27 protein-coding genes are annotated in these 25,768 nt (G+C 63.4%); 16 read left to right on the forward strand and 11 right to left on the reverse strand.

Annotated features, from left to right (window positions below):
* The first annotated feature begins 144 nt into the window (after positions 1-144).
* Positions 145-1,365, forward strand: a complete 1,221-nt coding sequence (locus FJ951_RS14410; RefSeq protein WP_140515495.1) for an anion transporter — start codon at positions 145-147, stop codon at positions 1,363-1,365.
* 120 nt (positions 1,366-1,485) lie between these two features.
* Here FJ951_RS14410 and FJ951_RS14415 read toward each other — a convergent pair whose 3' ends face one another.
* The 5 genes from FJ951_RS14415 to FJ951_RS14435 all read right to left on the reverse strand — a co-directional run bounded on the left by FJ951_RS14415 (position 1,486) and on the right by FJ951_RS14435 (position 5,688).
* Positions 1,486-1,806 carry a cupredoxin family copper-binding protein gene (locus FJ951_RS14415; protein WP_140515497.1) on the reverse strand — a complete coding sequence of 107 codons (321 nt, stop codon included), beginning with the start codon at positions 1,804-1,806 and terminating at the stop codon, positions 1,486-1,488.
* Positions 1,803-2,327: a DUF4142 domain-containing protein gene (locus FJ951_RS14420; RefSeq protein WP_140515499.1), complete on the reverse strand. Its 525-nt coding sequence runs from the start codon at positions 2,325-2,327 to the stop codon at positions 1,803-1,805. Before FJ951_RS14420 ends, FJ951_RS14415 begins: the two co-directional genes overlap by 4 nt.
* A 116-nt stretch (positions 2,328-2,443) precedes the next feature.
* On the reverse strand, positions 2,444-3,112 hold the full coding sequence (locus FJ951_RS14425) for an RNA polymerase sigma factor (protein ID WP_140515501.1): 669 nt from the start codon (positions 3,110-3,112) through the stop codon (positions 2,444-2,446).
* A gap of 90 nt (positions 3,113-3,202) precedes the next feature.
* Positions 3,203-4,291, reverse strand: a complete 1,089-nt coding sequence (locus tag FJ951_RS14430) for an HPP family protein (RefSeq protein WP_140515503.1) — start codon at positions 4,289-4,291, stop codon at positions 3,203-3,205.
* A gap of 212 nt (positions 4,292-4,503) precedes the next feature.
* On the reverse strand, positions 4,504-5,688 hold the full coding sequence (locus tag FJ951_RS14435; protein ID WP_140515505.1) for a cystathionine beta-lyase: 1,185 nt from the start codon (positions 5,686-5,688) through the stop codon (positions 4,504-4,506).
* 591 nt (positions 5,689-6,279) lie between these two features.
* On the opposite strand from FJ951_RS14435, the gene FJ951_RS14440 reads away from it, so the two are divergent.
* From FJ951_RS14440 to FJ951_RS14460, 5 genes are all read left to right on the forward strand, one after another.
* On the forward strand, positions 6,280-7,308 hold the full coding sequence (locus tag FJ951_RS14440) for an amino acid ABC transporter substrate-binding protein (protein WP_140494320.1): 1,029 nt from the start codon (positions 6,280-6,282) through the stop codon (positions 7,306-7,308).
* Between the two features lie 65 nt (positions 7,309-7,373).
* Positions 7,374-8,561, forward strand: a complete 1,188-nt coding sequence (locus FJ951_RS14445; RefSeq protein WP_140494318.1) for an amino acid ABC transporter permease — start codon at positions 7,374-7,376, stop codon at positions 8,559-8,561.
* A 4-nt stretch (positions 8,562-8,565) separates the two neighbouring features.
* On the forward strand, positions 8,566-9,723 hold the full coding sequence (locus FJ951_RS14450; RefSeq protein WP_140515507.1) for an amino acid ABC transporter permease: 1,158 nt from the start codon (positions 8,566-8,568) through the stop codon (positions 9,721-9,723).
* A gap of 15 nt (positions 9,724-9,738) precedes the next feature.
* The gene (locus FJ951_RS14455) at positions 9,739-10,542 is read left to right on the forward strand and encodes an amino acid ABC transporter ATP-binding protein (protein ID WP_140494315.1); all 804 of its coding nucleotides are present in this window, start codon (positions 9,739-9,741) and stop codon (positions 10,540-10,542) included.
* Positions 10,543-10,657: 115 nt separating this feature from the next.
* Positions 10,658-11,320, forward strand: coding sequence for a TIGR02117 family protein (locus tag FJ951_RS14460; RefSeq protein ID WP_140515509.1), 663 nt, complete (start codon positions 10,658-10,660; stop codon positions 11,318-11,320).
* A 34-nt stretch (positions 11,321-11,354) separates the two neighbouring features.
* Here FJ951_RS14460 and FJ951_RS14465 read toward each other — a convergent pair whose 3' ends face one another.
* Both FJ951_RS14465 and FJ951_RS14470 read right to left on the reverse strand, forming a co-directional pair.
* Positions 11,355-12,575 (reverse strand): FAD-dependent monooxygenase, encoded by a 1,221-nt coding sequence (locus tag FJ951_RS14465; protein WP_140515511.1) that lies wholly within the window; start codon positions 12,573-12,575, stop codon positions 11,355-11,357.
* Positions 12,576-12,594: 19 nt separating this feature from the next.
* Positions 12,595-12,840 (reverse strand): zinc-finger domain-containing protein, encoded by a 246-nt coding sequence (locus tag FJ951_RS14470; RefSeq protein ID WP_140494310.1) that lies wholly within the window; start codon positions 12,838-12,840, stop codon positions 12,595-12,597.
* Between the two features lie 202 nt (positions 12,841-13,042).
* On the opposite strand from FJ951_RS14470, the gene FJ951_RS14475 reads away from it, so the two are divergent.
* On the forward strand, positions 13,043-15,235 hold the full coding sequence (locus FJ951_RS14475) for an RNA degradosome polyphosphate kinase (protein ID WP_140494308.1): 2,193 nt from the start codon (positions 13,043-13,045) through the stop codon (positions 15,233-15,235).
* Positions 15,235-16,770: an exopolyphosphatase gene (gene ppx / locus FJ951_RS14480; RefSeq protein WP_140515513.1), complete on the forward strand. Its 1,536-nt coding sequence runs from the start codon at positions 15,235-15,237 to the stop codon at positions 16,768-16,770. The genes FJ951_RS14475 and ppx overlap by 1 nt, the downstream gene beginning before the upstream one ends.
* A gap of 280 nt (positions 16,771-17,050) precedes the next feature.
* Here ppx and FJ951_RS14490 read toward each other — a convergent pair whose 3' ends face one another.
* The 4 genes from FJ951_RS14490 to FJ951_RS14505 form a co-directional block, all read right to left on the reverse strand.
* On the reverse strand, positions 17,051-17,455 hold the full coding sequence (locus FJ951_RS14490) for a DoxX family protein (protein ID WP_140494304.1): 405 nt from the start codon (positions 17,453-17,455) through the stop codon (positions 17,051-17,053).
* Positions 17,456-17,626: 171 nt separating this feature from the next.
* Positions 17,627-18,049 (reverse strand): DoxX family protein, encoded by a 423-nt coding sequence (locus FJ951_RS14495; protein WP_140494302.1) that lies wholly within the window; start codon positions 18,047-18,049, stop codon positions 17,627-17,629.
* Positions 18,050-18,227: 178 nt separating this feature from the next.
* Positions 18,228-19,625: a class II fumarate hydratase gene (gene fumC / locus FJ951_RS14500; protein WP_140515515.1), complete on the reverse strand. Its 1,398-nt coding sequence runs from the start codon at positions 19,623-19,625 to the stop codon at positions 18,228-18,230.
* Positions 19,626-20,001: 376 nt separating this feature from the next.
* The gene (locus FJ951_RS14505) at positions 20,002-20,784 is read right to left on the reverse strand and encodes an NIPSNAP family protein (protein ID WP_140515517.1); all 783 of its coding nucleotides are present in this window, start codon (positions 20,782-20,784) and stop codon (positions 20,002-20,004) included.
* Positions 20,785-20,903: 119 nt separating this feature from the next.
* Between FJ951_RS14505 and FJ951_RS14510 the strand changes: the two genes are divergently transcribed.
* From FJ951_RS14510 to FJ951_RS14540, 8 genes are all read left to right on the forward strand, one after another.
* Entirely contained in the window at positions 20,904-21,569 is a 666-nt protein-coding gene (locus tag FJ951_RS14510) for a TetR/AcrR family transcriptional regulator (RefSeq protein ID WP_140515519.1), read from the forward strand.
* Positions 21,570-21,679: 110 nt separating this feature from the next.
* The gene (locus FJ951_RS14515) at positions 21,680-22,813 is read left to right on the forward strand and encodes a metallophosphoesterase (protein WP_140494294.1); all 1,134 of its coding nucleotides are present in this window, start codon (positions 21,680-21,682) and stop codon (positions 22,811-22,813) included.
* A 491-nt stretch (positions 22,814-23,304) separates the two neighbouring features.
* A complete protein-coding gene (locus tag FJ951_RS14520; protein WP_010915421.1) occupies positions 23,305-23,514 on the forward strand; it encodes a cold-shock protein in 210 nt (69 codons plus the stop codon).
* 334 nt (positions 23,515-23,848) lie between these two features.
* Positions 23,849-24,076, forward strand: coding sequence for a hypothetical protein (locus FJ951_RS14525; RefSeq protein WP_140515521.1), 228 nt, complete (start codon positions 23,849-23,851; stop codon positions 24,074-24,076).
* The gene (locus FJ951_RS14530; protein WP_140494290.1) at positions 24,076-24,480 is read left to right on the forward strand and encodes a hypothetical protein; all 405 of its coding nucleotides are present in this window, start codon (positions 24,076-24,078) and stop codon (positions 24,478-24,480) included. The genes FJ951_RS14525 and FJ951_RS14530 overlap by 1 nt, the downstream gene beginning before the upstream one ends.
* Before the next feature lies 1 nt (position 24,481).
* Positions 24,482-24,649 carry a hypothetical protein gene (locus FJ951_RS28455; protein ID WP_181167560.1) on the forward strand — a complete coding sequence of 56 codons (168 nt, stop codon included), beginning with the start codon at positions 24,482-24,484 and terminating at the stop codon, positions 24,647-24,649.
* A gap of 4 nt (positions 24,650-24,653) precedes the next feature.
* A complete protein-coding gene (locus FJ951_RS14535) occupies positions 24,654-25,037 on the forward strand; it encodes a YkgJ family cysteine cluster protein (protein WP_140515523.1) in 384 nt (127 codons plus the stop codon).
* A gap of 77 nt (positions 25,038-25,114) precedes the next feature.
* Positions 25,115-25,726, forward strand: coding sequence for a LysE family translocator (locus FJ951_RS14540; RefSeq protein ID WP_140494286.1), 612 nt, complete (start codon positions 25,115-25,117; stop codon positions 25,724-25,726).
* The last annotated feature ends 42 nt before the right edge of the window (positions 25,727-25,768 follow it).

A 25,768-nucleotide genomic window follows, 5' to 3' on the forward strand; every position in this document is an offset into this window, starting at 1 on the left:
GGCCAGCCACCGGCGCCGGGGGCGCGTCGCTGGGGATTTCTGCAGCCATCACGCAGAAGGTATTTTCGCTTTGCGCGCCGCCCGCTAAAGGTGGTGGCCACAGCTCCGGCCGGGGCTGAATGCATCGGGCAGGGCCTTCTTCGCATGACATTGATGGGCGCGGCGGCACTGCTGATCCTGGTCCTGACCTATGCCGGCGTCGCCGTCGGCCGCATACCAGGCCTGCGCCTCGATCGGGCGGGGATCGCACTGCTCGGCGGGGCCGCGATGATCGCCATCGGGGCGATCAGCCTGGAGGATGCCTACCGCGCCATCAATTTCGACACCATCACGCTTTTGCTCGGCATGATGATCGTAGTGGCGCATCTGAAGGTCTCGGGCGCCTTTCGCGGCCTCGGTGCCATCGCGATCGAGCATGCGCATGCGCCGTTCATGCTTTTGGTTATGGTGACCCTGCTGACCGGCCTGCTGTCGGCCTTCCTGGTCAATGACGCCATCTGTCTTGTCATGGCGCCGATCGTCGTTCACGTCACCCGCGCCATCAAACGCAATCCGGTTCCTTACCTCATCGCGACCGCCACCGCGTCAAATTGCGGCAGTGTCGCCACCATCACCGGCAATCCGCAAAACATGGTCATCGGTGCGCTGTCGGGCATCTCCTATCCGGCCTTTTCAGCGGCTCTGGCTCCGGTTGCCCTGTTCGGTCTCGTCGCGGTCATCGCCATTGTTCGCGTCGTTTACCGCACCGAATTCGCGCGCAACGGCGAATTGACGCCGCAGGTCTCGCGCGGCCGCATGCATCGCCGCCAAGTGCTGAAAGCGGTGGTGGTTTGCATCGGACTGGCCGTGGCCTTCTTCGCCGGTGTGCCTGTCGCCAAGGCGGCGCTCATCGGCGGCGCCATCCTCCTGCTCACCCGCGCCATCAAACCAGAGCGCATCTATCGCGAAATCGACGGGCCATTGCTGTTCATGTTCGCCGGCCTGTTCATCGTGGTTGCCGGCGCCGAACGAACGCTGCTGACACCGGACATCGTCGCATCGGCCAAGAACGTCGGGCTGGACGACGTCTGGCGCCTGTCGGGCTTCACCGCCTTGCTCTCCAACATAATGAGCAACGTGCCGGCCGTGCTGGCGCTGCGGCCCTTCATCCCCGGCCTGGAAAACCCCGAGCGCGCCTGGCTGGTCGTCGCCATGAGCTCGACGCTGGCCGGCAATTTCACGCTCCTGGGTTCCGTCGCCAATCTGATCGTTGCCGAGCAGGCGCGCGCCGCCGGCACGTCGCTGTCGTTCGGCGCTTTCTTCAAAGTCGGCCTGCCATTGACGCTGCTGACGCTGGCGGTCGGCACGGCATGGCTGGCGCTCTGATCCCTGGCGCGACTGTTCCGTGCTCAATTGCTGCGGAGTGACGGGTGCTCCGGAGTGGCGGGTGCTCCGGAGTGGCGGGGCTTGGTATTTGCGGCCAAGTCCCGCCACCGGCCCAGATTTTCAGGGCGCCACTACCAATCGGCCTTTCATGTTGGGATGGAAGCGGCAGAAATAATCAACCGCTCCCGCCGTCTTGAGGGTCAGTTTTCCCTTCGCCTTCGGCGGGATCATCACCTCCCAGCTGCCCTTCACCGTGGCCGTGTGGGCGAATGCGTCCTTGTTCACCCACTCGATCGTGTCGCCGACCCTGGCCTCGACGCTTGCGGGCGAGAAGACGAGCTTGTCGATCGTCACCTCGATCGTCGCTGCCGGCGCCGGGCCGGCGGCAAGCACCAGCGCCAGCCAGGCAAGGAGCGGTCGGATCAGCACGGCCGCTTTCATTTCAACATGCCGGCGACATGTTCGGCATGCTGCTCATGCCCCTGGAAGATCTTGAGGCCGGTTTCGAGCAGGCTCTTCAGCTCGGCATTGCTGGCCGACGGAATGAGCAGGGTTTCGAGCGCTCCATTGACCTGCTTGTGGTAGGCCACCTCGTTTTCGACATAGGCCTTGTCGAAGGCAGCCCCTTTCAGCTTGGCGAGCTTGGCATGTTCCTCTTTCGCCGCCTTGGTCAGCGCCTGGCTGGTGGCATTGTCTTCCGGCTTCACCTTGAGCTTCTTGAGCAGGTCGAGCGCCTGCTTGTTCACCGCTTCGTGGTCGCGCTCCATGTCCTTGGCGAAATCGACGACTTCCTTGTTCTTGGATTTCTTGATTGCCTGCTTGGCCGCCTCGATGTCGATCATGTCGGCTGTGTAGGCGATGTGGGCGATCTGCGGGTCGGTCGGCTTGTCGGCAGCTTGCGCGAATGGGGCAGCGCCAAGCAGCAAGAGGGCGGCAAGCGCTGCGGTGTGTCTGATAAGCATGGCATCTCCTTCCGCCCGACAGCCTGGGCAGCGGGCTTCATCTGGGTTGACATTCATTGGATGAGGATGGCGCGGAAACGTTCCCGACAAATCGGCGAAAGATCTGGCTTTGAAGATCACCCCTCGAATCCGAGCCGCTTCATCACGGCCTGCGTCAGCCGTTCGCAGCGCCGGCCGGCGAAGGGGAAGGCGTCGAGCAGCACCGGCCCGATCTCGTCGTCCAGCGCCTTGCGCAGCAAAGCGCGGGCGCGGTGCAGTCTCGTCTTGACGGTCTCGGGCCGCACGCCGAGCAGGTCGGCGGTCTCCTCGATGCTCAGGCCCTCGATGACGCGGGCCACGAAAACCGCGCGATAGGCGTCGGGCAGGCTGTCGGTCGCCCGCTCGACAAGCCCGAGGATCTGCCGCTGCGCCATCGTCCGCTCCGGATCGTCGCTTGGGTTGAGGGGAAACCGGATGATCTGCGCTTCCGGGTTTTCAGGCATGGCCACGGTTCGCCGTCCTTTGCGAAGCCGCCCGAGCGCCTCGTTGATGACGATGCGCGACAGCCAGGTGGAAAGCGAAGCATCGCCGCGATAGGTGCCGAGATTGGTAAAGGCCCTGACATAGGCCTCCTGCACGATGTCCTCGGCCTCGCTGTCGTTGCGCACCATGCCGCGCGCCAGTCGGTAGAGCCGCTGGTTGTTCAGCTTCATGATCTTGCGAAAGGCATCGCTGTCGCGGGCAAGCGCGCGGGCTACGAGCCGGAGCTCGTCCGTCGCTGTTGATGTTGCCGTCAGCGCAGGCATGTGTCCTCCATCGATCCTTGCACGAAAGATTGGATGCAGGTTTCGAAAAAAGGTTCCCGAAAAATCACGCCAGGCGATCCGCCTGGCTGCCTATGCTAGCACTTTGGCCGGCTCCCTGCCGGTGTTTTGCATCCGCGCCGTCGCGGCCAGCAGATCGGTTTGCGTGATCAGCCCGAGGATGTGGTTTTTATCGTCGACGATGATGACGGCGTGACTGCGCCCGTCGGTCAGCACTGGCAGCAGCGCCATGGCGTTCGAGCCGGCAGTTGCGGTTGCCGCCGGCGAGATCACGGTTCCGACCGTGCCGGCCGCCAGCGTCAGTTCCCGCAAGCCCACGGTTCCGGCCAGCCTTGCCTCGGCATCCACCACCGGCAAGGTTCGTATGTTGTGGTCAAGCAGCAATTGGCGCGCAGCGGCGGCTGGCGTGTGCTCGTCCACCGAGATGACGTCGCGCGACATGATGTCTTGGCACCGCAACGTCGCATGCTCGCGCACCATGGCCTGCAATTCGACCTGCCGCAGCAGCCGGTCGAGATCGCCCCGATCGATGTCGAAGGTCTCGTCGAGCGCTCCAAGCGCGGCGTCGATGTCCTCGGAGCGAAAACCGACACGCAATTGCGCCGGCGGATCGATGGTGCCGTGACTGTTTACCGGCGCCGGGGCCGGCACGTGCGGGTAGTTGCGCCGGGCCAGCTTGTGGAAGCCGTAGCCAAGCGCCACCAGCAGCATCGAATTGACCGCCACCGGCACGAAAGGAAAAAGGAAGCCGGCGCTGATCACGGCTGGGCCGCCGAACACCGCGGTCAATGCCGCCGCACCCCCGGGTGGATGCAGGCAGCGCGTGAACGACATTGCGGCAATCGCCAGCGCTACCGCAATACCGGTGGCGAGCACCGGCTGGTGCACGAATTGCACCACGATCACGCCGACAAGCGCCGAGATCGTGTTGCCGCCGATGATCGACCAGGGCTGCGCCAGCGGGCTGGCGGGCACCGCGAACAACAGCACCGCCGATGCTCCCATTGGCGCCACCAGCAGCGGCACATGTGGCCCGCTACCCAGTGTGAGTCCGCTGATCGCGCCAGTCAGCGCAATGCCGATCATCGCACCGACGCAGGCGATGATGCGTTCGCGCAGCGTCGCGCCGGCAAGAATGGGAACAAAGAGGCGGAACGCCATGGGCAGGCTCTTGGTGCGGTGGCTGGGGAATGATTTCCGCTGCCGCAATGAAGCGGAAGCCGGCAATTTGGAAGTCAAACAAATCCGCAAAACTGCGGATGGGGAGAATAATATTGCCGACATGGCCGGACCGGGGCGCCGCGTGCGGCCCCCGTTTGCTCAATCGCGTCAAGGCCTTGTGGGCGCTGCTGGTATCGGTCCGAGAGGTCGCGTCAGGCCGCTGCGGCGGCGGTGAGCCCGCGAAGAATATCGGTCATGAGGTCCTCGACATCCTCGAGGCCGATCTGGAGACGAATCAACGGCCCTTCATAGGGGCCCTTGGCAACGACGCGGTCGCCGAGCCAGACCGGCACGGCAAGGCTCTCGTAACCGCCCCAGGAATAGCCGAGACCAAAGATCCGCAATGCGTCGAGGAACGCGTGCTGCTGTTTCTGGCCGCCGCCGGCAAGCACGATGGAGAAGATGCCGCTGGAGCCGGAAAAGTCACGCTTCCACAGCGCGTGGTCGGGATGACTGGGAAGGCCGGGGTGGAGCACGCGCGCCACGCCCTTCTGGCCCTCCAGCCATGCCGCGATGGCGAGCGCGCTGCGCTGATGGTGATCGAGGCGCACCCCCATGGTGCGCAAGCCGCGCAGCACCTGGTAGACGTCGTCGGGTCCGGCGCAGCAGCCAAGCGTGCAGAAGCTTTCATACAGCTGTTTCCAGCAGGCCTCGGTGGCCGACACCGTACCCAGCAGCACGTCCGAATGACCGGCGGGATATTTCGTCGCCGCATGGATCGAGATGTCGACGCCATGGTCGAGCGGACGGAAATAAAGCGGCGTCGCCCAGGTATTGTCCATCATGACGATGGCACCGGCGGCGTGCGCGGCCTTCGCGATGGCTGGTATGTCCTGCACCTCGAACGTGTTTGAGGCCGGCGATTCCGTGAACACCACCTTGGTGTTCGGCTTGATCAAGGCGGCGATGCCCGCGCCGATGCCGGGAGCATAATACTCGACCTCGACGCCGAGCCGCTTCAGCATCGTGTCGGCGAAGTTGCGCGTCGGATGATAGACGCTGTCGACGATCAGCAGGTGGTCGCCCGCCGAAACGAAGGCAAGCAGCGGCACCGTCACCGCCGCCAGGCCCGACGGGACCACGATCGTGCCGGCCGACCCCTCCAGCGCGTCTATGGCCTGGGCCAAGGCGTCGGTGGTCGGTGTGCCGCGCGTGCCGTAGGTGTATTTCTGGTCCCGTCCAGCCATCGAGGCGGCATTGCGGAACAGCACCGTGGAGGCGTGCACGACAGGCGGATTGACGAAGCCGAAATAGTCGTGCGGGTTGTTGCCCGAATGGGCAAGCCGCGTGTTGATGCCCATTTTGCCAGTCACCGGCTCGTTGCCGTCTTTTGCCATTCGTCGTCGCCTTTTTTGGTAAGCCGCTAGCCATAGTGCGGCGACATGGACCGCGCAACAGCCGGCTTTCGCCAGGACCCCGACTTCGAATGTGCCAATTGCCGGAGCCGCCGCAGGCCGACTGCAAGCGTAATGGCGCGGCCAGAAAGCCCGCCGCCGGCAGCGGCATGCGTCGCCTGATAGCGCAAAGCGTACCTCACCATGACCCAGATCCAGCCAGAGGGCGCAGACATCGGCACGCAACCGGCCGGCAGAGCACAGTAACGCAGAGTAATCGGGCGGATGGATTTTTTGCGGACAGAGCGCAGCCTGGCGTAGGGCGAGCTTCGCCGGCTTTATTCGCGCTTCTGACTAAATTGCGGGCGCGTTTGTCTGCTATTCAGGCAATTGCGGCAAACGATTTTCAAACCCATCTGAATTCGGTCATTTTCCTTGACCTCACAGGAATTATCGCCTTCGATGCTGTTCGTGAATGGGAGGCGGCGCGTCGACTGCGATGCGGAGTTCCGGAAATGGGCCGGAACGAAAAGCTGCGTTCACGCGGGAAAAAAAGATCAGGTTTGCCTGAAAACAGAAAAGGGTCTGTGGGTCATGAAACACATTGCAATCGGCATCCTTGGAGCCGCCGCGCTTGGAGCCGTGGCTTCAACGGCTTCAGCCACCACGCTCGACACGGTCAAGCAGAAGGGCTTCATCCAGTGCGGCGTCTCGACGGGTCTGGCCGGCTTCTCCGCGCCGGACGACAAGGGTGACTGGCAAGGCATCGATGCCGATTTCTGCCGCGCCGTGGCGGCCGCCGTCTTCGGTGACGGCTCCAAGGTCAAGTTCACGCCGCTCAGCGCCAAGGAGCGCTTCACCGCGCTGCAGTCGGGCGAGATCGACATCCTGTCGCGCAACACCACCTGGACCATTAACCGCGACACGGCACTTGGCCTGAACTTCATCGGCACCACCTACTATGACGGCCAGGGCTTCATGATCAACGCCAAGAAGCTGCCGGGCGTCAATTCGGCGCTTCAGCTGTCCGGCGCCGCCGTCTGCGTGCAGAGCGGCACCACCACCGAGCTCAACCTCGCCGACTACTTCAAGGCGAACAAGATGGAGTACAATCCGGTCGTTTTCGAGAAGCTCGAAGAGGTCAACGCAGCCTATGACGCCGGCCGCTGCGACGTCTACACCACAGACCAGTCCGGCCTTTACGGCATCCGCCTGACGCTGGGTGCGCCGGCCGATCACGTCGTGCTGCCGGAGATCATCTCCAAGGAGCCGCTCGGACCGGCAGTGCGCCAGGGCGACGACCAGTGGTACCATATCGTCAAGTGGACCTATTTCGCGCTGCTCGACGCCGAGGAACTCGGCATCACCAAGGCCAATGTCGACGAGATGAAGAACTCGGCCAGCCCTGAGATCAAGCGCGTGCTCGGCCAGGAAGCCGACACCAAGATCGGCACCGATCTCGGCGTCTCCAACGACTGGGTCGTCAACATCGTCAAGGCGGTCGGCAATTACGGCGAAATGTTCGATCGCAATGTCGGCTCGGGCAGCCCGCTGAAGATCGCCCGCGGCATCAACGCGCTGTGGACCAAGGGCGGCCTGCAATACGCTCCGCCGATCCGCTGATCGAAATGTGATCCGGAAGGCAGAACCATCTGCCTTCCGGTTTCTCTTTCACAGGGGACGGTGATATGGCATCGCAGGAAGTCCTTCGCGAGGACACAAGTCGCGGCTCCTTTATCAACGACCCGAAAGTCCGCAGTCTCTTCTTCCAGACACTGGTCGTCGTCGTTCTGTTCGGCTCTGTCTGGTGGATCGTGCAGAACGTCATCGACAATCTGCAGCGTCTTCACATCGCCTCTGGTTTCGGCTTTCTCAGGGGCCGCGCCGGATTCGACATCTCGGACACGCCGATCGCCTACACGTCGGATTCGACCTATGGTCGCGCCATCATTGTCGGCCTGATCAACACCATCATCGTCGCCGTGGCCGGCATCGTCACCGCGACCATTATCGGTTTCGTCATCGGCATCGGCCGGCTGTCGCAGAATTGGCTGATCCGCAAGATCTGCACGGTCTATGTCGAGATCTTCCGCAACATCCCGCCGCTGCTGGTCATCTTCTTCTGGTATTCGGGCGTGCTGGCCGTGTTGCCGCCGCCGCGCGAGAGCTATAACCTGCCTTTCGGTTCCTTCCTCAACCAGCGCGGTTTCTATTTCCCGCGCGCCGTCTGGGGCGAGGGCTCATGGCTGATCTTCGTGGCGCTCATCGTGGGTATCGCCATGGCCTGGTTCGTCGCCCGCAAGGCGCGCCAGCGGCAGATGGCGACGGGTCAGCAGTTTCCCGTGTTCTGGACGTCCGTCGCGCTGATCGTCGGCCTGCCGCTGCTCGCCTATGCGCTGAGCGGCTTTCCGCTGAGCTTCGATTTTCCGAAACAATCGACCTTCAACCTGACCGGCGGCTTCCAGGTCAAGCCGGAGTTCCTGTCGCTCTATCTGGCGCTGTCCTGCTACACGGCGGCCTTCATCGCCGAGATCGTGCGGGCCGGCATCAGGGGTGTCAGCAAGGGCCAGACCGAGGCCGCCGCCGCACTTGGCCTGCGCTCGGGATCGATCCTGCGGCTGGTCGTGGTGCCGCAGGCCATGCGCATCGTCATCCCGCCGTTGACCAGCCAGTATCTCAACCTGACCAAGAACTCCTCGCTGGCCATCGCCATCGGCTATCCGGACCTGACGGCGACCGCCGGCACGGTGCTCAACCAGACCGGCCAGGCGGTCGAGGGCGTGCTGATCATGATGATCGCCTATCTCATACTCAGCCTGGTGACCTCGGCCGTGATGAACGTGGTCAATGCCAGAATGGCGTTGGTGGAAAGGTAGGGCCATGCAGGAACACGACATGTCCTGGGTGCGCACCGAAATGGCCCTGGCGGAGGCGGCGCCGATCAGCGAGCGTGGCCTGTATGCCTGGGTCCGCAAGAACCTCGTCGGTTCGGTCGGCGACACCATCCTCACCATACTCGGCATCATCATCGTCGCCTGGGTCCTGCCGCAGGTCATCAACTGGGCCTTCATCAATGCCCAGTGGACCGGGCCGGACCGGACCGTCTGCGCGACCGTGGCGCAGGGCGGCATCCAGCCCGATGGCTGGAGCGGAGCCTGCTGGGCCTTCGTCAACGCCAAGTTCGGCCAGTTCATGTTCGGCACCTATCCGGTCGAGGAGCGCTGGCGGCCGATCCTGGTCGCCATGCTGTTCGCGGCGCTGCTGGTGCCGATGCTGATCCCCAGCGTGCCGCGCAAGGGCCTGAACGCCATCCTGCTTTTCCTGGTGCTGCCGATCGTCGCCTTCTTTCTTCTGGTGGGCGGCGTGTTCGGTCTGCCGCATGTCGAGACGTCGCGGTGGGGCGGACTGCTGATCACGCTCAGCCTCTCCTTCGTCGGCATCGCCGTGTCGCTGCCGCTGGGCACCGTGCTGGCGCTCGGCCGGCGCTCCAAGATGCCGATCGTCAAGATGCTGTGCATCGTCTTCATCGAAGCCGTGCGCGGCATCCCGCTGATCACAGTGCTGTTCTTCGTCAGCGTCATGCTGCCGCTTTTCCTGCCGGCCGGCGTCACCTTCGACAAATACCTGAGGGCGCTGATCGGCGTGTCGCTGTTTGCCGCCGCCTATATGGCGGAAGTGGTGCGCGGCGGCCTGCAGGCGATCCCCAAGGGCCAATACGAGGGCGCCGATTCGCTCGGCCTCGGCTATTGGCAGAAGATGGGACTGATCGTGCTGCCGCAGGCGCTGAAGCTGGTCATTCCCGGCATCGTCAACACGTTCATCGGCATGTTCAAGGACACCAGCCTGGTCCTCATCATTTCGATGTTCGACCTGCTCGGCGTCGTCAAGCAGAACTTCTCGGACGCCAACTGGGCGACGCCGCAGACCGCGAAATCCGGTCTCGTGTTCGCCGCCTTCGTGTTTTGGCTGTTCTGCTTCGGCATGTCGCGCTATTCAATGTATACGGAACGCCGGCTCGACACCGGTTACAAACGATAAAAAGGGGATTGGTTCATGGCCACCGAAAACGCCGTCAGCGCGGAAGAGATCAAGGTCAATGCCGCGAAGATGCACATCTCGACCACCGATGTCGCCATCGACATCATCGCCATGCACAAATGGTATGGCGAGTTCCATGTGCTGAAGGACATCAACCTCAAGGTGATGCGCGGCGAGCGCATCGTCATCTGCGGCCCGTCCGGCTCCGGCAAGTCCACCATGATCCGCTGCATCAACCGGCTCGAAGAACACCAGAAGGGCAAGATCTTCGTCGACGGCAAGGAATTGACCAACGATCTCAAGAAGATCGACGAGGTGCGCCGAGAGGTCGGCATGGTGTTCCAGCACTTCAACCTGTTCCCCCACCTGACCATCCTGGAGAACTGCACGCTGGCGCCGATCTGGGTCCGCAAGACCCCGAAGAAACAGGCCGAGGAGATGGCCATGCATTTCCTCAAGCGCGTCAAGATCCCCGAGCAGGCCAACAAATATCCGGGCCAGCTCTCCGGCGGTCAGCAGCAGCGCGTGGCGATCGCCCGTTCGCTGTGCATGAACCCGCGCATCATGCTGTTCGATGAGCCGACCTCGGCACTCGACCCGGAAATGATCAAGGAAGTGCTGGAGACCATGGTTAGCCTTGCCGAGGAAGGCATGACCATGCTGTGCGTCACCCACGAGATGGGCTTTGCGCGGAAAGTCGCCAACCGGGTGATCTTCATGGATCAGGGCCAGATCGTCGAGCAGAACACGCCGGCTGAGTTCTTCGATCACCCGCGCCACGAGCGCACGAAGCTGTTCCTGTCGCAGATATTGCACTGAGCGCTGCTTCGTCGAAATGGAAGGAGCCCGGCCGCGCCACGGTCGGGCTTTTTCACATTTGGCCGATCGGATCGTTTCGATTGAAACGTGATGGAATCGCAAGAACTATGCCCGGATGAGAAAACGCCTTCGTTTCCTGGCCGTGCTGGTGGCCGCGGTGGTGCTGGTCGCGGCACTCGGCACACTGGTGCCGCGACCACTCTGGCCGGCTGCCGCGGCCGGCGAGGGCGCCAGGCACATTCTGGTGCTGAGCAATCCGATCCACACCGACATCGCCATTCCCGTCGATGATGGCGTGCGCCGGCGCTTTCGCTTCCTCGCCGCTGCCGGCCAGCCTTCCGACGCGCCCGAGGTGCGCTACATCGTCTTCGGCTGGGGCGGCCGCGCCTTCTACCTGGAGACGCCGACTTGGTCGCAGCTGAAGGCGATGCCCGTATTCAAGGCCCTGACGCTTGACGCTTCAGTGATGCATGTCGAGGTCGCCGGCAATATCTCCGGACCCGATGTCGCCGGCTTCGACATCCCGGAAGACCGCTTTGCCGCGTTGCTCGACTTCATCGATGCGAGTTTTCAGCAAGGACCAGGCGGGCCGATCGTCATCGCAGGGGCCGCCTATTCCGATTTCGACCGCTTCTATGAGGCGAACGGCCATTTCAATGCGCTGGCCGGCTGCAACACCTGGACCGCGGCCGCCTTGCGAACCGCCGGCCTGCGCACCGGTTGGTGGAACCCGTTGCCGGTCTCGCTCGGGTGGTCGTTGAGGCTGTATAATTGGTAGGTCGCGCAGATAACGCCAACGCCTCGTTCGAGTTCTAGGCCCGCCACCCATAAAGCCAGTCCAAATCCGCGGCGAGCTTCTCCGGCGCCCGCATTTTCAGGAAAAGGTTGCGCGCCAACGCCACCGGACCCCAGGCATGCCAGGCAAGGCGGTTGAGGGCGCCGCGACGTGCCACTCTCACGACGCGCGGCCGGCGCAGGCCTTCCCAGATTTGAAGACTTCCGGCGAGATCGGCAGGGGAGGCGGCCATGACGTCGGCAAGCGTGGCGGCATCCTCGATGGCCATCGCGGCGCCCTGTGCCGCGAACGGCGTCATGGCATGCGCCGCGTCGCCGACCAGTGCGATGCGGCCCGACCTTACCCATGGCGGCTTCTGATCGACCGTATGGACCGGCCAGGCCGCCCAAGGGCCGGCCAACTCCGCAAGCCTTGCCAGCGCCGGCGCGGTGCGGCGCATGGCGCCGGCCAGGATTGCGGGATCGGCATGGCCGGACCAGCCTTCGGCGATACGCTCGCCCCTGGTGAAAGCGACGAGATTGATGGCGCTGCCCTTGCTGACGGGATAGGCGACCATGTGAAAGCCGGGATGCAGGAAGGTGGTGACGCAGTCCGGCGCACCGATCTCTGCAAAAGCTTGCCCGGCAGGACTGTCTGCGCTGACGGTTGCCCGCCAGGCCAGTTCGCCCGAGAAGTGGCTTTTCGCAGGGCTGGTTCTTGCTGGGTCGGCAAGTCCGCGGACCGACGACCAGACGCCATCGGCGCCGACCAGAAGGAAACCTTCCGCCGCGACGGGCCTGCCACCCACATCGGCTGCCGCGGTGATGCCTGAACTGCTGATCGTGACGCTGTCAAGGCGCGCGCCGGTGGTGAGATGAACATCGGGCATGGCAGCCACGCGCGCCATCAGCGCGTTTTGCAGGTCCGCTCGATGCGCCACGAGGTAGGGCGCACCCCAGCGCGCCTCGCCTGCTCGTCCAAGAGGCACGCGCGCCAGTTCGCCCAAGGTTGCCGCATCCTTCAGCACCACGGCTTCCGGCCTGACGGCATTGGGAAGAAGTGCGTCGAGTACGCCGAGCTCACGCAGGATGCGTGTCGCGTTGGGCGAAAGCTGGATGCCGGCGCCCGCCGCTTCGAGGCGCTGCGCCTGTTCGAAGATCCGTACGGGATAGCCGCGCTCGGCGAAAGCCAGTGCCGCGGTCAGCCCGGCAATACCCGCCCCGGCGATGATGACTTGCCGGGACTGTGCGTCTGCCATTGGCCCGGCCCGCTGGAGGTCAGGCGGCCTGATCGATGTAGAGGCAGCCGGCCGGCAGCGTTTCCATCGCCGTCAGCTTCGGCGAATAGCGGTAGAGCGTCGAGCAGTAGGGGCAGACCTTCTCATTGTCGTCGCCCATGTCGAGAAACACATGCGGATGGTCGAAAGGCGGGTTGGCGCCGGTGCACATGAATTCCTTGACTCCGATATCGATCGCCGGATGGCCCGCATCGTTCTGGAAATGGGGAATGGAACCGCCTGCCATCGTCGTCTCCTTTAGCGCAGTCTGCTCAGCGTTTGGATCATAACCGGTCTGTTTGCAAGTTCGATGAAATGAAACTGTCGCAAAAGCCTGTCAGAGGATAAGTTAAGCCGGTTAACCGGCTGGAGCATCGCAGCCAGGCGCAACAGCCTGGGCGCCGCCCGAAAAAGCGGCGAAGCAACCAGACGTGGGAAGAGCAGGAACCATGAACGAACTGAAGCCGGTCCAGAGCGAGTTCATCAATGCGGAAGCGGCAAGCCCGGAAGGCAATCCGGATCGTTTCGTCAATCGCGAGTTCTCCTGGTTGCAGTTCAACCGCCGCGTGCTCGAGGAATCGCAGAACACAAACCATCCGCTGCTGGAGAGGGTACGTTTCCTGTCGATCTCCGCGGCCAATCTCGATGAGTTTTTCATGGTGCGCGTCGCCGGCCTGGCTGGCCAGGTTCGCGAAGGCATCGTGTTGAGAAGTCCGGACGGGCGTACCCCCGAACAGCAGCTCGAACAGCTGCTGCGTGAGGTCGAACGGTTGCAGGAAGACCAGCAGAAGAGCCTTTCGGCGCTGACCGTGCTGCTCAACAAGGAAGGCATCGAGAGCATCACCCGCGACGCGCTGACCAAGGACGAGAAGGCCTGGCTGGAGGAGCACTTCCAGGACCAGGTGTTTCCTGTTCTCACGCCATTGTCGATCGACCCGGCGCACCCATTCCCGTTCATCCCCAATCTCGGCTTCTCTATGGCGCTGCAGCTTCGCCATCGCAAGAACGGCGAGGAGATGAGCGCGCTCTTGCGCCTGCCGGTGGCGCTGAAGCGCTTCATCCGCCTGCCGGACCGCAAGCACCATGTCCGCTTCATCCCGCTGGAAGAGGCGGTCGGCCTTTACATCGGCAAGTTGTTCCCGGGTTACGAGGTCAAGGGCTCCGGCACGTTCCGCATCATTCGCGACAGCGACATCGAGGTCGAGGAGGAATCGGAAGATCTCGTGCGCCTGTTCGAGACCGCGCTAAAGCGCCGCCGCCGCGGCTCCGTCATTCGCATCGAGTTCGACATGCTCATGCCGGCCGAACTGCGCGAATTCGTCGCCGGCGAACTCGGCGTTTCGTCGAGCCGCATCAGCGTCCTGACCGGCCCGCTGGCGCTCAGCCAGATTTCTGAGATCGTCGCCGTTGCCCGCGACGACCTCAAATTCACGCCCTACAATCCGCGTTTCCCCGAGCGCATCCGCGAGCATGGCGGCGATTGCTTCGCCGCTATCCGCGAGAAGGACATCATCGTCCACCACCCCTACGAATCCTTCGACGTCGTGGTGCAGTTCCTGCGCCAGGCGATGGCCGACCCGGAAGTGGTGGCGATCAAGCAGACGCTTTACCGAACCTCCAACGACAGCCCGATCGTGCGTGCGCTGGTCGACGCCGCCGAGGCCGGCAAGTCGGTGACGGCACTGGTCGAGCTCAAGGCTCGCTTCGACGAGGAGGCCAACATCCGCTGGGCGCGCGACCTCGAGCGCGCCGGCGTCCAGGTCGTGTTCGGCTTCCTCGAGCTCAAGACCCACGCCAAGATGTCGCTGGTGGTGCGGCGCGAGGACGGCAAGCTGCGCAATTATGTGCATCTGGGCACCGGCAATTACCATCCGGTGACCGCGCGCATCTACACCGACCTGTCCTTCTTCACCACCGATGCAACGATCGCACGCGATGTCGCCCAGCTTTTCAACTTCATCACCGGCTATGCCGAGCCGACCGCCGAAATGCGGCTGGCGATCTCGCCCTTCACGCTGAGGAACCGTATCCTGCAGCACATTTCCGATGAGGTCGCCCACGCACTCGAGGGACGGCCGGCACGCATCTGGATGAAGATGAACGCCCTTGTCGATCCGATCATCATCGACGCGCTCTACGACGCCAGCCGAGCGGGCGTCGAGATCGACCTCGTCGTGCGCGGCATATGCTGCCTGCGGCCGCAGGTGCCGGGCCTGTCGGAAAACATCAGGGTCAAGTCGATCGTCGGCCGTTTCCTCGAGCACAGCCGCATCTATTGCTTCGGCAATGGCCACGGCCTGCCGTCGGACGAGGCGGTGGTCTACATCTCCTCGGCCGACCTCATGCCGCGCAATCTCGACCGTCGCGTCGAGACCATGGTGCCGATCACCAACCCAACTGTGCATGAACAGGTGCTGGGCCAGATCATGCTCGGCAACATCATGGACAATCAGCAAAGTTTCGACGTATTGGCTGATGGAACCTCCCGGCGCGTCGTGCTCGAGGAGGGCGAGGAGCCGTTCAACGCACAGGAATATTTCATGACCAATCCGAGCCTGTCGGGACGGGGTGATGCGCTGAAATCGCATGCGCCGAAGCGGATCGCGCAATTCAAGCGCCGCAAGAAGAACGCCGCCGCCTGATGCTGTCCGATTCCCAGGGCCGGCTGCAGGATCGCCGACCGCTGTCCATCATCGACATCGGCTCGAATTCGATCCGCCTTGTCGTCTATGAGGGGCTGGCGCGCTCGCCGACCATGCTGTTCAACGAAAAGATGCTGGCGGGCCTCGGCCGCGGCATTGTGTCGACGGGGAAGCTCGACCCCGAGGGCGTGACACGGTCAATGGAGGAGTTCCGCCGCTTCCGCGCGCTCTCCGACCAGGCCGGCGCCGAGCACATGTACGTGCTGGCGACCGCGGCCGCCCGCGAGGCCGTCAACGGCCCCGATTTCATCCACCGCGCCGAAGACGTGCTCAAGACCGAGATCCGCGTGATCAGCGGCCGCGAGGAAGCCTACTATTCCGCGCTCGGCGTCATCTGCGGCTTTCATCCGGCCAACGGTATCGCGGGTGACCTCGGCGGCGGCAGCCTTGAACTGGTCGACGTCAATGGCGAAGCGATCGGCGACGGCATAACGTTGCCGCTGGGCGGCCTGCGCCTCCAGGATATGGCCAAGAACTCCCTCACGCAGGCAGCGAAAATCGTGCGCGACGAGCTGGGGCGGGCGAAGCTGCTGAAAGGCGGGCAAGGCAGGCCTTTCTATGCCGTCGGCGGCACCTGGCGAAATCTCGCCCGGCTGCACATGGAGATGACCAACTATCCGCTTGGCGTCATGCACCACTACGAGATCGGCGTCGAAAGTGCCGCCAATTTCCTGCGGCAAGTGGCCAAAGGCGAGATCGAGAAGATCAAAGGCATCGAGGGCGTTTCGAAGAACCGCCGCTCGCTGCTGCCTTACGGTGCCATCGTGCTGCAGGAGATCATGGCGGCGATGCAGCCGTCGAAGATCATCGTCTCGGCGCTCGGCGTGCGCGAAGGCTTCCTCTATTCCCTGCTCGACCAGGCCGAGCAGAAGGCCGATCCCCTGATCTCGGCATCGGAGGAACTCGCCCGGCTGCGCTCGCGCTCGGTCACCCATGCGCATGAACTCGTCGACTGGACGGCCAAGACCTTTGCCGCTTTCGGCATCGACGAGACCGAGGACGAGGCGCGCTACCGCCACGCCGCGGCATTGCTGGCCGACATCGGTTGGCGCGCGCATCCCGAATATCGCGGCAAGCAATCGCTCAACATCATCGCCCACGCCTCCTTTTTCGGCGTGGACCACCCTGGCCGCGCCTACCTGGCGATGGCCAACGCCTATCGGCACGACGGCATCTTCAACGAAGCCATCGCGCCCGAAATCAAGGCGCTGGCGACACCGCGCTATCTGGAGCGAGCGCGGGTGCTGGCGGCATCGATGCGCGTCGTCTACCTGCTGACCGCCTCGATGCCCGGCGTCATGCCGAGACTGAAATGGGAGCAGCGCGGCAATGGCGTGCTGGCGCTGGTCTTGCCGGCATCGCTGGCAGATCTCTATGGCGAGCGCCCGGCCGGGCGCCTGGCGCAACTGGCGCGAATTACCGGCCGCCGCCTGGTACTGGCGGTCGAAGGTGGGCCGAGCGTTTCGGTGAAATAGGTACGGCCTACCAGAGCGTGAGTTATCTGATCCACGCCGATATTGACCAACTCAATCGCGCCACTTGTTCAGCGGCTTCGTGTTTGAAGACCGGCTTCCCCCACTCCGTCTTGGCTTCGCCAAGCCACCTCTCGCCCGTCGATCGGGGGAGAGGTGTCGAGCGCAGCTCGACGGAGTGGGGGTCGACTTGACACGGGCGTTGGCTTGGCTCGGGCATTGAGAGTCCAACCCGGGGCATTTGTCTGGTTGGTTCCGGGCCTGCCCTTGGATTTAGGCGATATCAAACAGCAGCCCGCCCGTCGACCGACCAGGCGCCGGCGCCGGCCATGGCGAGCGCCAGAAAGCCGCCCGATATCGCGATGTCCTTCATCAGCATCTGCTGGTGCAAGAAGGCAAGCGTCGCATCATCGGCGCCCTGGCCGTAATGGCCGATGAAGCCGGCAACGATGCAGAAGGCGGCCAAAAGCAGAGCCACGATCCTGGTCTGGAAGCCGATGAGTATCAGCAGTCCGGCGATCAGCTCGAACAGGCCCGTGCCCCACGCGGCGAGCCCCGGGAGCGGCAGGCCAAGGCCGGCGAAATAGCCCGATGTGCCGGCAATGTCGGCGAGCGCATGGAAGCCTGACGGTACGAACAGCGCGGCAAGCAGCAGCCGCGAAGCCAGAAGCAGTGCGTTGCGAGGCATGGTCACCTCCGTTGTCGGTTGGCCGGTTTGGGCCTTTACCCACCCGGACCGATCGATCCTACCACCAATGCCCCGGCAAATCCGGGCGCTGAATTGAGGCTTCTGGACCGACAACGAAACAGTGGCGCGGAAAATTCCGCGCCACTGCTGTCAAAGACGGGGGAGGGAAGTTCAGCCGCGCTTGGCGTCGACCGAATAGGCGCCGGCGCCTGAGGAAGCCAGCACGAGGAAGCCGCCGGTGATCGCCAGGTTCTTCATGAAGTTGATCATCTGCATCTGGTCGGCCCAGCCGGTGTGGGCGACCAGGGCCGTGGCGACGGTGAAGATCGCCAGCACCCAGGCGGCAATCCGGGTCTGGAAGCCGACGAGAATGGCCAGACCGCCGAGCAGTTCGATGAGGCCGACGACGATGGCCGTCACGGTCGGCAAGGGCAGGCCGAGGCCGCCGAAATAGGCCGCGGTGCCGGAAAGGGCGCTGAGCTTGCCGAAACCGGAAAGCAGGAAAATGACCGCAAGCAGGATGCGGCCGAGCAGGATGGTGACAGAACTGTTGGACGCGGTGCCGGTGCCGGCGAAGGACGTGTTGGTGGACATGGTGGCTCTCCGAATGGGGTTGATCACCCGTCAGATAGACCATGCTGACTGTTCACCAAAGCCGCCTGTCTGGCGACACATTGTTCACAGGACATACGTTTCCGTGAACCGGTGAAAGACGGAAATTCGTGTCGCTCGATGCGGTGGCGGGAGGATATTCTCCCGCCGAAAAATGCTTTTATCCCGGATGGGTCATATCTTCGGGCCGCACGAGCCGGTCGTAGTCGGCTTCGCTGACCAACCCGGTGGCCAGCGCTTCCTCGCGCAGCGTGGTGCCGTTCTTGTGCGCGGTCTTGGCGATCTTGGCGGCGCTGTCGTAGCCGATGGTGGGCGCAAGCGCCGTCACCAGCATCAGCGAGCGGTCGAGGGCCGCCTTGATGTTGTCTTCGCGCGCCTCGATGCCGACGACGCAATTGTCGGTGAAGGAGACCGAAGCGTCGGCGAGCAACTGCACCGACTGCAGGAAGTTGTAGGCCATCAGCGGGTTATAAACGTTGAGCTCGAAATGGCCCTGGCTGCCGGCGAAGGTGAGGGCTGCATTGTTACCGAACACCTGCACGCAGACCTGGGTCATCGCTTCGCACTGCGTCGGGTTGACCTTGCCCGGCATGATCGAGGAACCCGGCTCATTTTCCGGCAACGACAATTCGCCAAGGCCGGAACGCGGGCCGGAACCGAGGAAGCGGATGTCGTTGGCGATCTTGAACAGCGCTGCGGCAGCGGCGTTGATGGCGCCATGTGAGAACACCATGGAATCATGGGCTGCCAGCGCCTCGAACTTGTTCGGGGCAGTGACGAAGGCGATGCCGGTGATGGCGGCGATGCGGTCGGCCACCCGCTCGGCGAAGCCGACGGGCGCGTTGAGGCCGGTGCCGACGGCGGTGCCGCCCTGCGCCAGTTCCTGCAGGCCGGGCAACGTCAGCTCGATGCGCTTGATCGACGAAGCGACCTGCGCGGCGTAGCCCGAGAATTCCTGGCCCAGCGTAAGCGGGGTGGCGTCCTGCGTGTGGGTGCGGCCGATCTTGATGATATGGTTGAACTCCCTGCTCTTGGCGGCGAGCGCCTTGTGCAGGTGCTTCAGCGCCGGCAACAGGTCATGCACGATGCGCTCGGCGCAGGCGATGTGCATGGCGGTCGGGTAGGTGTCGTTCGACGACTGGCTCATATTGACGTGGTCGTTCGGGTGCACCGGCTTCTTGGAGCCCATGACGCCGCCCAGCATCTCGATCGCCCGGTTGGAGATCACCTCGTTGGCGTTCATGTTGGATTGCGTACCCGAGCCGGTCTGCCAGACCACCAGCGGGAAATGGTCGTTGAGCTTGCCGTCGATGACTTCTTGAGAGGCTTCGACGATCGCCTTGCCGATCGCCGGATCGAGCCGCTTCAGCTCCATATTGGCTTCCGCCGCCGCCCGCTTGACGATGCCGAGCGCGCGCACGACGGATGCCGGCTGCTTTTCCCAACCGATCTTGAAATTGCCGAGCGAACGCTGCGCCTGCGCGCCCCAATAGCGGTCGGCGGCGACCTCGATGGCACCGAACGTATCGGTTTCGGTTCTGGTCTTGGCAGCGCTCACGGCAAGTCTCCGGTCTGTCGATTTGGGCAACGGCGTATCGCGTTGCACAAAACGCATCAAGCGGAGATTGCGGGCGGTGAAGATGCAAATCGGTTGAAGACGGAGCCAATCTCCCCGCTCGTGGGGAGATGCCCGGCAGGGCGGCGGGGGCGCGAAGGAACGCTATCTGTCGTCATTCAACTGCGTTCAGGTTAGAACAAGCGCGGAAGTGCAATCGAATGAGAGATCGGCGGGACAGCGCCCCCCTCTGGCCTGCCGGCCATCTCCCCCACGAGGGGGGAGATCGGCTGTCCACTCACTCCGCCGTATACCCGCCGTCCACCGCAAAGACGCCGCCCCGCCTCTGATCAGACGCCGTCTCCGGGCGGACTGGAGATCAGCAACAAAGCCGCGAGCGCGATGTCGCCGACAGGCGCACGGTTTCGGTTGGTCTGGCCAGGTCATGTCGGACGGCGTGCGAGAAGGCCTGCCATGCAGGCGAGGCGGCAAGCGCGGTTTCATGCTGGGCGTGCGCTTCTTCGCCATCAAAACCCATCACACTGATGAAAACATTCTCACTCGCTCGCACCGGCAGGCGTGGAAAGCTGTTTTCCGCGTGCTCCGTGACGAAAGCGGCGAGCAGCCGCGCACCGGGTGACGCCGTCATCGGCGCGACTTCGGCCTCGAAGCGGCTGGCGAACGCGGCCTCTGCGCCCGGCCGCAAATGATAAATCCGAATCACGACCATGCCTGACAGCGGCGTGCTTCTGCCTGGCTTTTCGTCGGCAGCCAAGCCCGCGCGTAATGCGCCGGAGAGATCGAAGCCAGCGCCGGGCCACGCAGGTTTGAGCAGCAGCACATCGTCGGAATCGATCATCGTGGCGTTGGCGGCATTGCGGTGCGCTGCCCATACCGGACCGTCATAGAAGGCGCTCAGGGCGCCTTTGCGCACCTCCATGTCCTCGAAGCCGCGCAGCCAGACGAACATGTCGGGGCGATCGAGATCCCGGAATTGGCCGATGATGGTCATCCCGGCCTCTTCCTGGCCTTCGATCAGCTTGCCGTCAAAGAGGTCGATAAGGGTATCGCGTTTGCCGGGTTTCAGCGTGTACTGCCGCAGTTCGACGACCGGGGAGGCGAGCGCTGCTGTCTCCGATGTGGCACTCAGGGGCAGGCTCATAAGCTCGTCTCCAAAAACAGGGTGATCATCCTGTTTTATAAAACAGACCGGTTGTCCTGTTTTGTCAATCTGCTAGCTTCTTTTTCTTCCCTCCTGGAGGGGCACGGTGGAGATTCCCGATGACAGGGCATGCCCAGAAGCGCGCCAATGATCCCGAAGGCATGCGCAACAGAGTGCTCGATGCCGCGCAGGAGTCCTTTCAGGTACGCGGCTATCACGCGTCCAGCCTCGGCGATCTGATGGCGGCGGCGGGTGTCAGCGGCGGCGCGTTGCATCATCATTTCCGGACCAAGAAAGCGTTGGCGCTGGCGGTGATCGAAGAGCGTGTGGCCGCGGCGGTCGAAGAGACATGGATGGCGCCTTTGCGGGCGGCCGCTTCGGCGCGCGAAGGCGTGCGTGCAGCCTTCGAAGCCGTGGCGGCGGAACTTGAGCAACAAGGCTTCGTGCGCGGCTGTCCCCTCAACAACCTTGCACATGAACTGTCGCTCGCCGATGCCGAATTGCGCGCCGCCCTTGCCGGCATTTTTGCCGGCTGGCGCCAGGCGATCGCCGACAAGGTCCGGGCTGATCAGCAGGCGGGCAGGGAGCAGGACACCGACCCGCAGCGTTTCGCCGCCCTGGCCGTCGCGGCCTATTCCGGCGCGATGTCGATGGCCAAGACGGCGCAGGATGCCGGCATGTTGCGCGATTGCCTGGCGGGGCTGGAGCAGAATGTCGCCCAAGCTTCGCCCATGGCCGCAACGAGGCGGCGTCGCAGGATATTGCTGCCACCGGGAAACCTTTGATGCCGAGGACGGGAACGATCCCTACAACTCAGTTCCGTTCTGGGGGAGGGCAGCCGTGGACCGGGCGCTGAACTTTACTGCTGACCGGTGTCCGTGCTGAACTTCAACCCATGATGAAGCGCTTCTCACCAAAATCGGTATCACGACGCCGTTTTCTGGCGCGGGCCGCCGGTCTTGCCACGGCCCTTGCGCTTCCACGCCCGGCGCTCGGCCAGACCGGGCAGCGCATTCAGCCTGTCGACGCCACCTTCCTGTTCATCGCCGATGTCCATGCCTGCCGCATGGCCAGCGGCTTGAGTCCCAATTGCCAGCAGGAAGGCAAGACCGACGCTGCCTTGCTGCGCAATGTGGCGGCTCTGAACGGCATTGGCGACAAGACATGGCCCGTCGAGATCGGCGGCGTCCCGACGGGCCTACGCTCCGCCGGCAGCCGAATCGGCACGCCGCTCGGCCTCGTCATCGGCGGCGACATGACCGACGATGGCGGTGGTCAGATCACCCAGCCGAGTGAAGGCACGCAATTGCTGCAATTCAGCCAGCGTTACCAGCAAGGCATGGGGCCTGACCGCGTGCATGTTCCAGTCTATGTCGGGCTCGGCAATCATGACCTCGACCAAAACGGCCCGCGGCATCACGTTGACTGGTACCGGCGCGAAATGCGCGACTATGTCGAAGTCAATCACCGTGCCGGCGTGTTCTTCAAGCCACCGGTTCCAGCCACCGACTACGATGTCGAGACCGACTGCTATGCGTGGGACTGGGGCGGGCTGCATCTCGTCCAGACCCACCGTTTCGCTGGCGACACCGGCCATGGCGCGGACAGCAGCCTGCCCTGGCTGAAGCAGGATCTGGCGACCTATGCGGCGGACGGCCGCCCGGTCATCCTGTTTCAGCATTATGGCTGGGATAATTTTTCGACTGAGCGATGGGATCCCGCCAAAAAGGCGTTCGACGACGACGGCAAGGGGCCGCCGCATTGGTGGAGCGATGCGGACCGTCAGGCACTGCTTGCGGCCCTGAAAGGCTACAACGTGATTGCCATCTTCCATGGCCATCAGCACGAGGTGCCGATGATCTATCAGCGCGACGGCCTTGATCTCTTCAAGCCAAAGGCGGCCTATATGGGCGGGTTCGCACTGGCGCGGGTCACCAATGATGGCATGGATGTCGTGCTGGGCGAAGCCAGCGACGATCACGGCGGGGTCACATTCACCAACGCCTTCAGCAAACCGTTCCAGACGTGAAAGCCCGCGGCGGCCTTTTCGTCCCGGACGCTGACTGACGTCGACCTGGCAGTGCGCTCGGGCCTCGGCCTCCGCTACGAGATGCCGCCGATGATGACCGCCGCGATGTAGGGGCCGAAAGAAAACGCCCCTCGCACCTTTTATCGTGCGGGGGGCGTCTTTGCCGTTCGCTTTTCCTTCGATTGCTCTCGTGAATTGCTGACGACAACCATGAAACGTGCTTCGACCGAAATGGCTCCCGGCGCGTCCAGATTTTTTTAGGGCCGCTTTGTTCAGTGCCCGATTGGCGTGAACCGTCGCGGCGGGTGAGCCAAGAATTGACATGGCCGTTTAAATAGCTTACAAGACCTTTGTCGATATTTGTTGACTGACTTTTGTTATCCGCGCTTTGCAGCGCGCCTTTGACGAACTTCCCACATCAAAAATCGAGACAAACGACGTTGTGCATCCGCATGACGGCGAACGAGTATTTGCCATGGAAAGGGTTCGTCATGAGCACCGGCACAGTTAAATGGTTCAACGCCACCAAAGGTTTTGGTTTTATTCAGCCTGACGACGGCTCTGCCGACGTTTTCGTCCACATCTCGGCCGTAGAGCGCGCCGGCATGCGTGACATCGTCGAGGGCCAGAAGCTCGGCTACGAGATGGTCCGCGACAACAAGTCCGGCAAGATGTCGGCCGACCAGTTGAAGGCGGCCTGAAAAAGGATTCAGCCTTCCCGGTGACCACGGATGTACTGGCACTGGTGAATGGCGAATTCGGGCGCATGGCGGCGGAAACCTGAGTTTTCGCACGCTGCGTGCCGGAGCGTCCTGTGCATCCACTGGATGCGCGACGCTCTCATGGAAGGTCAGGCGGTGCCTGGCCTTTTTCACTTTGTGGGTCTCGCCGCCGAAAATGCGCTGCGCGTCGGCCTGAACGTGCTAAGGGACGCTCCAGCAAGTTGAATCCGCCGCCCCAATGCTTTTGTGCGTGGGTCCTGACTGAAGACCGGTCTTGCCCTATCGGCACGAGACTCCTGACAGGAGAAAGATTTTGACCGCCAATTCGAAAACAGCTGCTGATCAGGCAGTGCCCTTGTTCAGCAAGACGCAAACCCAGTCGATGTCGCTCAACCGCATCATTTCCGAACGCGATGCCCTTACCCAGGCGCGTGAAGCCAAGACCGCGCGTTTGCGCGAACTGCGCCTGGAAAAAGAGGCAGATGAAATGGCTGCGGCGGCCGCACAGGCGGCGTTGCCGAAACGGGCCGGAAGACGCTGATGGCGACGAAGCGTGTGCCGGCGACACCAATCGCCGCTGATGCGACCATCGCCGATATGGTCGAAACATTGGACAAGCCAGTCGAATATGTCCGGCGTGTGCTGGAAAAACTCGAACGCTGCAAGCGCGTCCATGGCGATGCACAGGTGCGCGTCGGCGTGCGGGGCCGCGCCGAGTGCCCGAACTATTTGATCGAATATGTCCGCCAAGACGCCAAGACCCGCGAGCCGGTGACCCATCAGGACGCCGCCTACAGCGGCAGCACGCATCGCGAACTGGCGCCGCATCACATCGCGGAGGCGAGGAACTGGTCGCCTGAGGAAATGAACATAACGGCGGTTTCGGCCCTGATCGGCCGTTTGCGCAGTCCGCGCGCACCATCGCGCTTCGCCGACGAGGACTGAGATGGCCATAAAATTCTCCGCCAAGGACCAACCGCCGGCGCCCGCCGCCGCTGCAAAGCCGGTCAAGCCGGCTGCCGCGCCGAAGGCCGATGCAGCTGCCGAGGCCGCGACCGATCTATTCAAGTCGCCGGCCGAGGCGCCGTCGCGCAAGGCAGGCAAGAAGAAATAGCGCCTTGCCGCAAGACGACGACCGCAATCCTGCTGCGCAGGGGCTGTTCAACCCGGTGGCCGCAGCCAGCCTTTCATCGTCGCAACGAGGCACCGTCCCGGCATTTGATTGCCAGAGCTGCGGCGCCTGTTGCTCCTACTCGGCCGAGTGGCCGCGCTTTTCCACCGAGGACGACGCGCACCTCGACCGTATCCCGGACAAGTATGTCGCGACCGATCTGTCGGGTATGCGTTGCGAGGGCCCGCGCTGTTCGGCCCTCTGTGGCGAAGTGGGCAAGGCAACCGCTTGCGGCATCTACGAGCTGCGCCCGGATGTCTGCCGCGCCTGCATGCCCGGCGACGAGGATTGCCTGATGGCGCGTCGGGCGCACGGGCTGCCTGTCCTCTGATCTGACGGCGCCGCGGCTTGTGCGCGGGGATTTCGCTGCTACGCTGCCCGCCGGGCAGCACAGCGGAGGACCAAATCGTGAGCATCGAATTCTTGTTGACGTCGCTGATCGTGGTGGCTTCGCCCGGCACCGGCGTCCTCTACACGCTGAGCGCCGGGCTTTCCCGCGGCGCCCGCGCCTCAATCGTCGCCGCTTTCGGCTGCACGCTCGGCATCATCCCGCATATGGCTGCCGCCATCACCGGCCTCGCCGCGCTCCTGCACACCAGCGCGGTCGCCTTCGAGACGCTGAAATATCTGGGCGTCGCCTACCTCCTTTACATGGCCTGGAACACGCTGAAGGAGAGGGGTGGTCTGAACGTCGAGGACAATGTCGCGCCGCGCTCCACCGGCAAGGTGATTGCGAGAGGCATCCTCGTCAATGTGCTCAACCCGAAGCTGTCGATCTTCTTCTTTGCCTTCCTGCCGCAGTTCGTCAGCACGACCGAGCCGCACGCGCTGTCGAAGATGCTGGAACTGAGCAGCGTCTTCATGCTTTTGACCTTCGTCATCTTCGTCGGCTATGGCATCTTCGCCGCCTCGATCCGCAGCCATGTCGCGTCGCGGCCGAGGGTGCTGACCTGGATGCGCCGCACGTTCGCCGGCGCTTTCGTCATGCTCGGCGCCAAGCTTGCGCTGGCGGACAGGTAGAATTCGTTCGCCTCGCCTTGGCACGAAATCGATGCCGAACAA

It is taken from the genome of Mesorhizobium sp. B2-2-3, from assembly GCF_006442405.1.
Classification (GTDB): domain Bacteria; phylum Pseudomonadota; class Alphaproteobacteria; order Rhizobiales; family Rhizobiaceae; genus Mesorhizobium.

Coding starts and splice junctions, on each gene's coding strand:
- FJ951_RS14455 (WP_140494315.1), top strand. CDS start 9,739: ATGGCCACCGAAAACGCCGTCAGCGCGGAAGAGATCAAGGTCAATGCC.
- FJ951_RS14470 (WP_140494310.1), bottom strand. CDS start 12,840: ATGGCAGGCGGTTCCATTCCCCATTTCCAGAACGATGCGGGCCATCCG.
- FJ951_RS14510 (WP_140515519.1), top strand. CDS start 20,904: ATGACAGGGCATGCCCAGAAGCGCGCCAATGATCCCGAAGGCATGCGC.
- ppx (WP_140515513.1), top strand. CDS start 15,235: ATGCTGTCCGATTCCCAGGGCCGGCTGCAGGATCGCCGACCGCTGTCC.
- FJ951_RS14410 (WP_140515495.1), top strand. CDS start 145: ATGACATTGATGGGCGCGGCGGCACTGCTGATCCTGGTCCTGACCTAT.
- FJ951_RS14515 (WP_140494294.1), top strand. CDS start 21,680: ATGATGAAGCGCTTCTCACCAAAATCGGTATCACGACGCCGTTTTCTG.
- FJ951_RS14435 (WP_140515505.1), bottom strand. CDS start 5,688: ATGGCAAAAGACGGCAACGAGCCGGTGACTGGCAAAATGGGCATCAAC.
- FJ951_RS14440 (WP_140494320.1), top strand. CDS start 6,280: ATGAAACACATTGCAATCGGCATCCTTGGAGCCGCCGCGCTTGGAGCC.
- FJ951_RS14425 (WP_140515501.1), bottom strand. CDS start 3,112: ATGCCTGCGCTGACGGCAACATCAACAGCGACGGACGAGCTCCGGCTC.
- FJ951_RS14450 (WP_140515507.1), top strand. CDS start 8,566: ATGCAGGAACACGACATGTCCTGGGTGCGCACCGAAATGGCCCTGGCG.
- FJ951_RS14445 (WP_140494318.1), top strand. CDS start 7,374: ATGGCATCGCAGGAAGTCCTTCGCGAGGACACAAGTCGCGGCTCCTTT.
- FJ951_RS14420 (WP_140515499.1), bottom strand. CDS start 2,327: ATGCTTATCAGACACACCGCAGCGCTTGCCGCCCTCTTGCTGCTTGGC.
- FJ951_RS14530 (WP_140494290.1), top strand. CDS start 24,076: ATGGCGACGAAGCGTGTGCCGGCGACACCAATCGCCGCTGATGCGACC.
- FJ951_RS28455 (WP_181167560.1), top strand. CDS start 24,482: ATGGCCATAAAATTCTCCGCCAAGGACCAACCGCCGGCGCCCGCCGCC.
- FJ951_RS14415 (WP_140515497.1), bottom strand. CDS start 1,806: ATGAAAGCGGCCGTGCTGATCCGACCGCTCCTTGCCTGGCTGGCGCTG.
- FJ951_RS14475 (WP_140494308.1), top strand. CDS start 13,043: ATGAACGAACTGAAGCCGGTCCAGAGCGAGTTCATCAATGCGGAAGCG.
- FJ951_RS14520 (WP_010915421.1), top strand. CDS start 23,305: ATGAGCACCGGCACAGTTAAATGGTTCAACGCCACCAAAGGTTTTGGT.
- FJ951_RS14460 (WP_140515509.1), top strand. CDS start 10,658: ATGAGAAAACGCCTTCGTTTCCTGGCCGTGCTGGTGGCCGCGGTGGTG.
- FJ951_RS14495 (WP_140494302.1), bottom strand. CDS start 18,049: ATGTCCACCAACACGTCCTTCGCCGGCACCGGCACCGCGTCCAACAGT.
- FJ951_RS14430 (WP_140515503.1), bottom strand. CDS start 4,291: ATGGCGTTCCGCCTCTTTGTTCCCATTCTTGCCGGCGCGACGCTGCGC.
- FJ951_RS14505 (WP_140515517.1), bottom strand. CDS start 20,784: ATGAGCCTGCCCCTGAGTGCCACATCGGAGACAGCAGCGCTCGCCTCC.
- FJ951_RS14490 (WP_140494304.1), bottom strand. CDS start 17,455: ATGCCTCGCAACGCACTGCTTCTGGCTTCGCGGCTGCTGCTTGCCGCG.
- FJ951_RS14465 (WP_140515511.1), bottom strand. CDS start 12,575: ATGGCAGACGCACAGTCCCGGCAAGTCATCATCGCCGGGGCGGGTATT.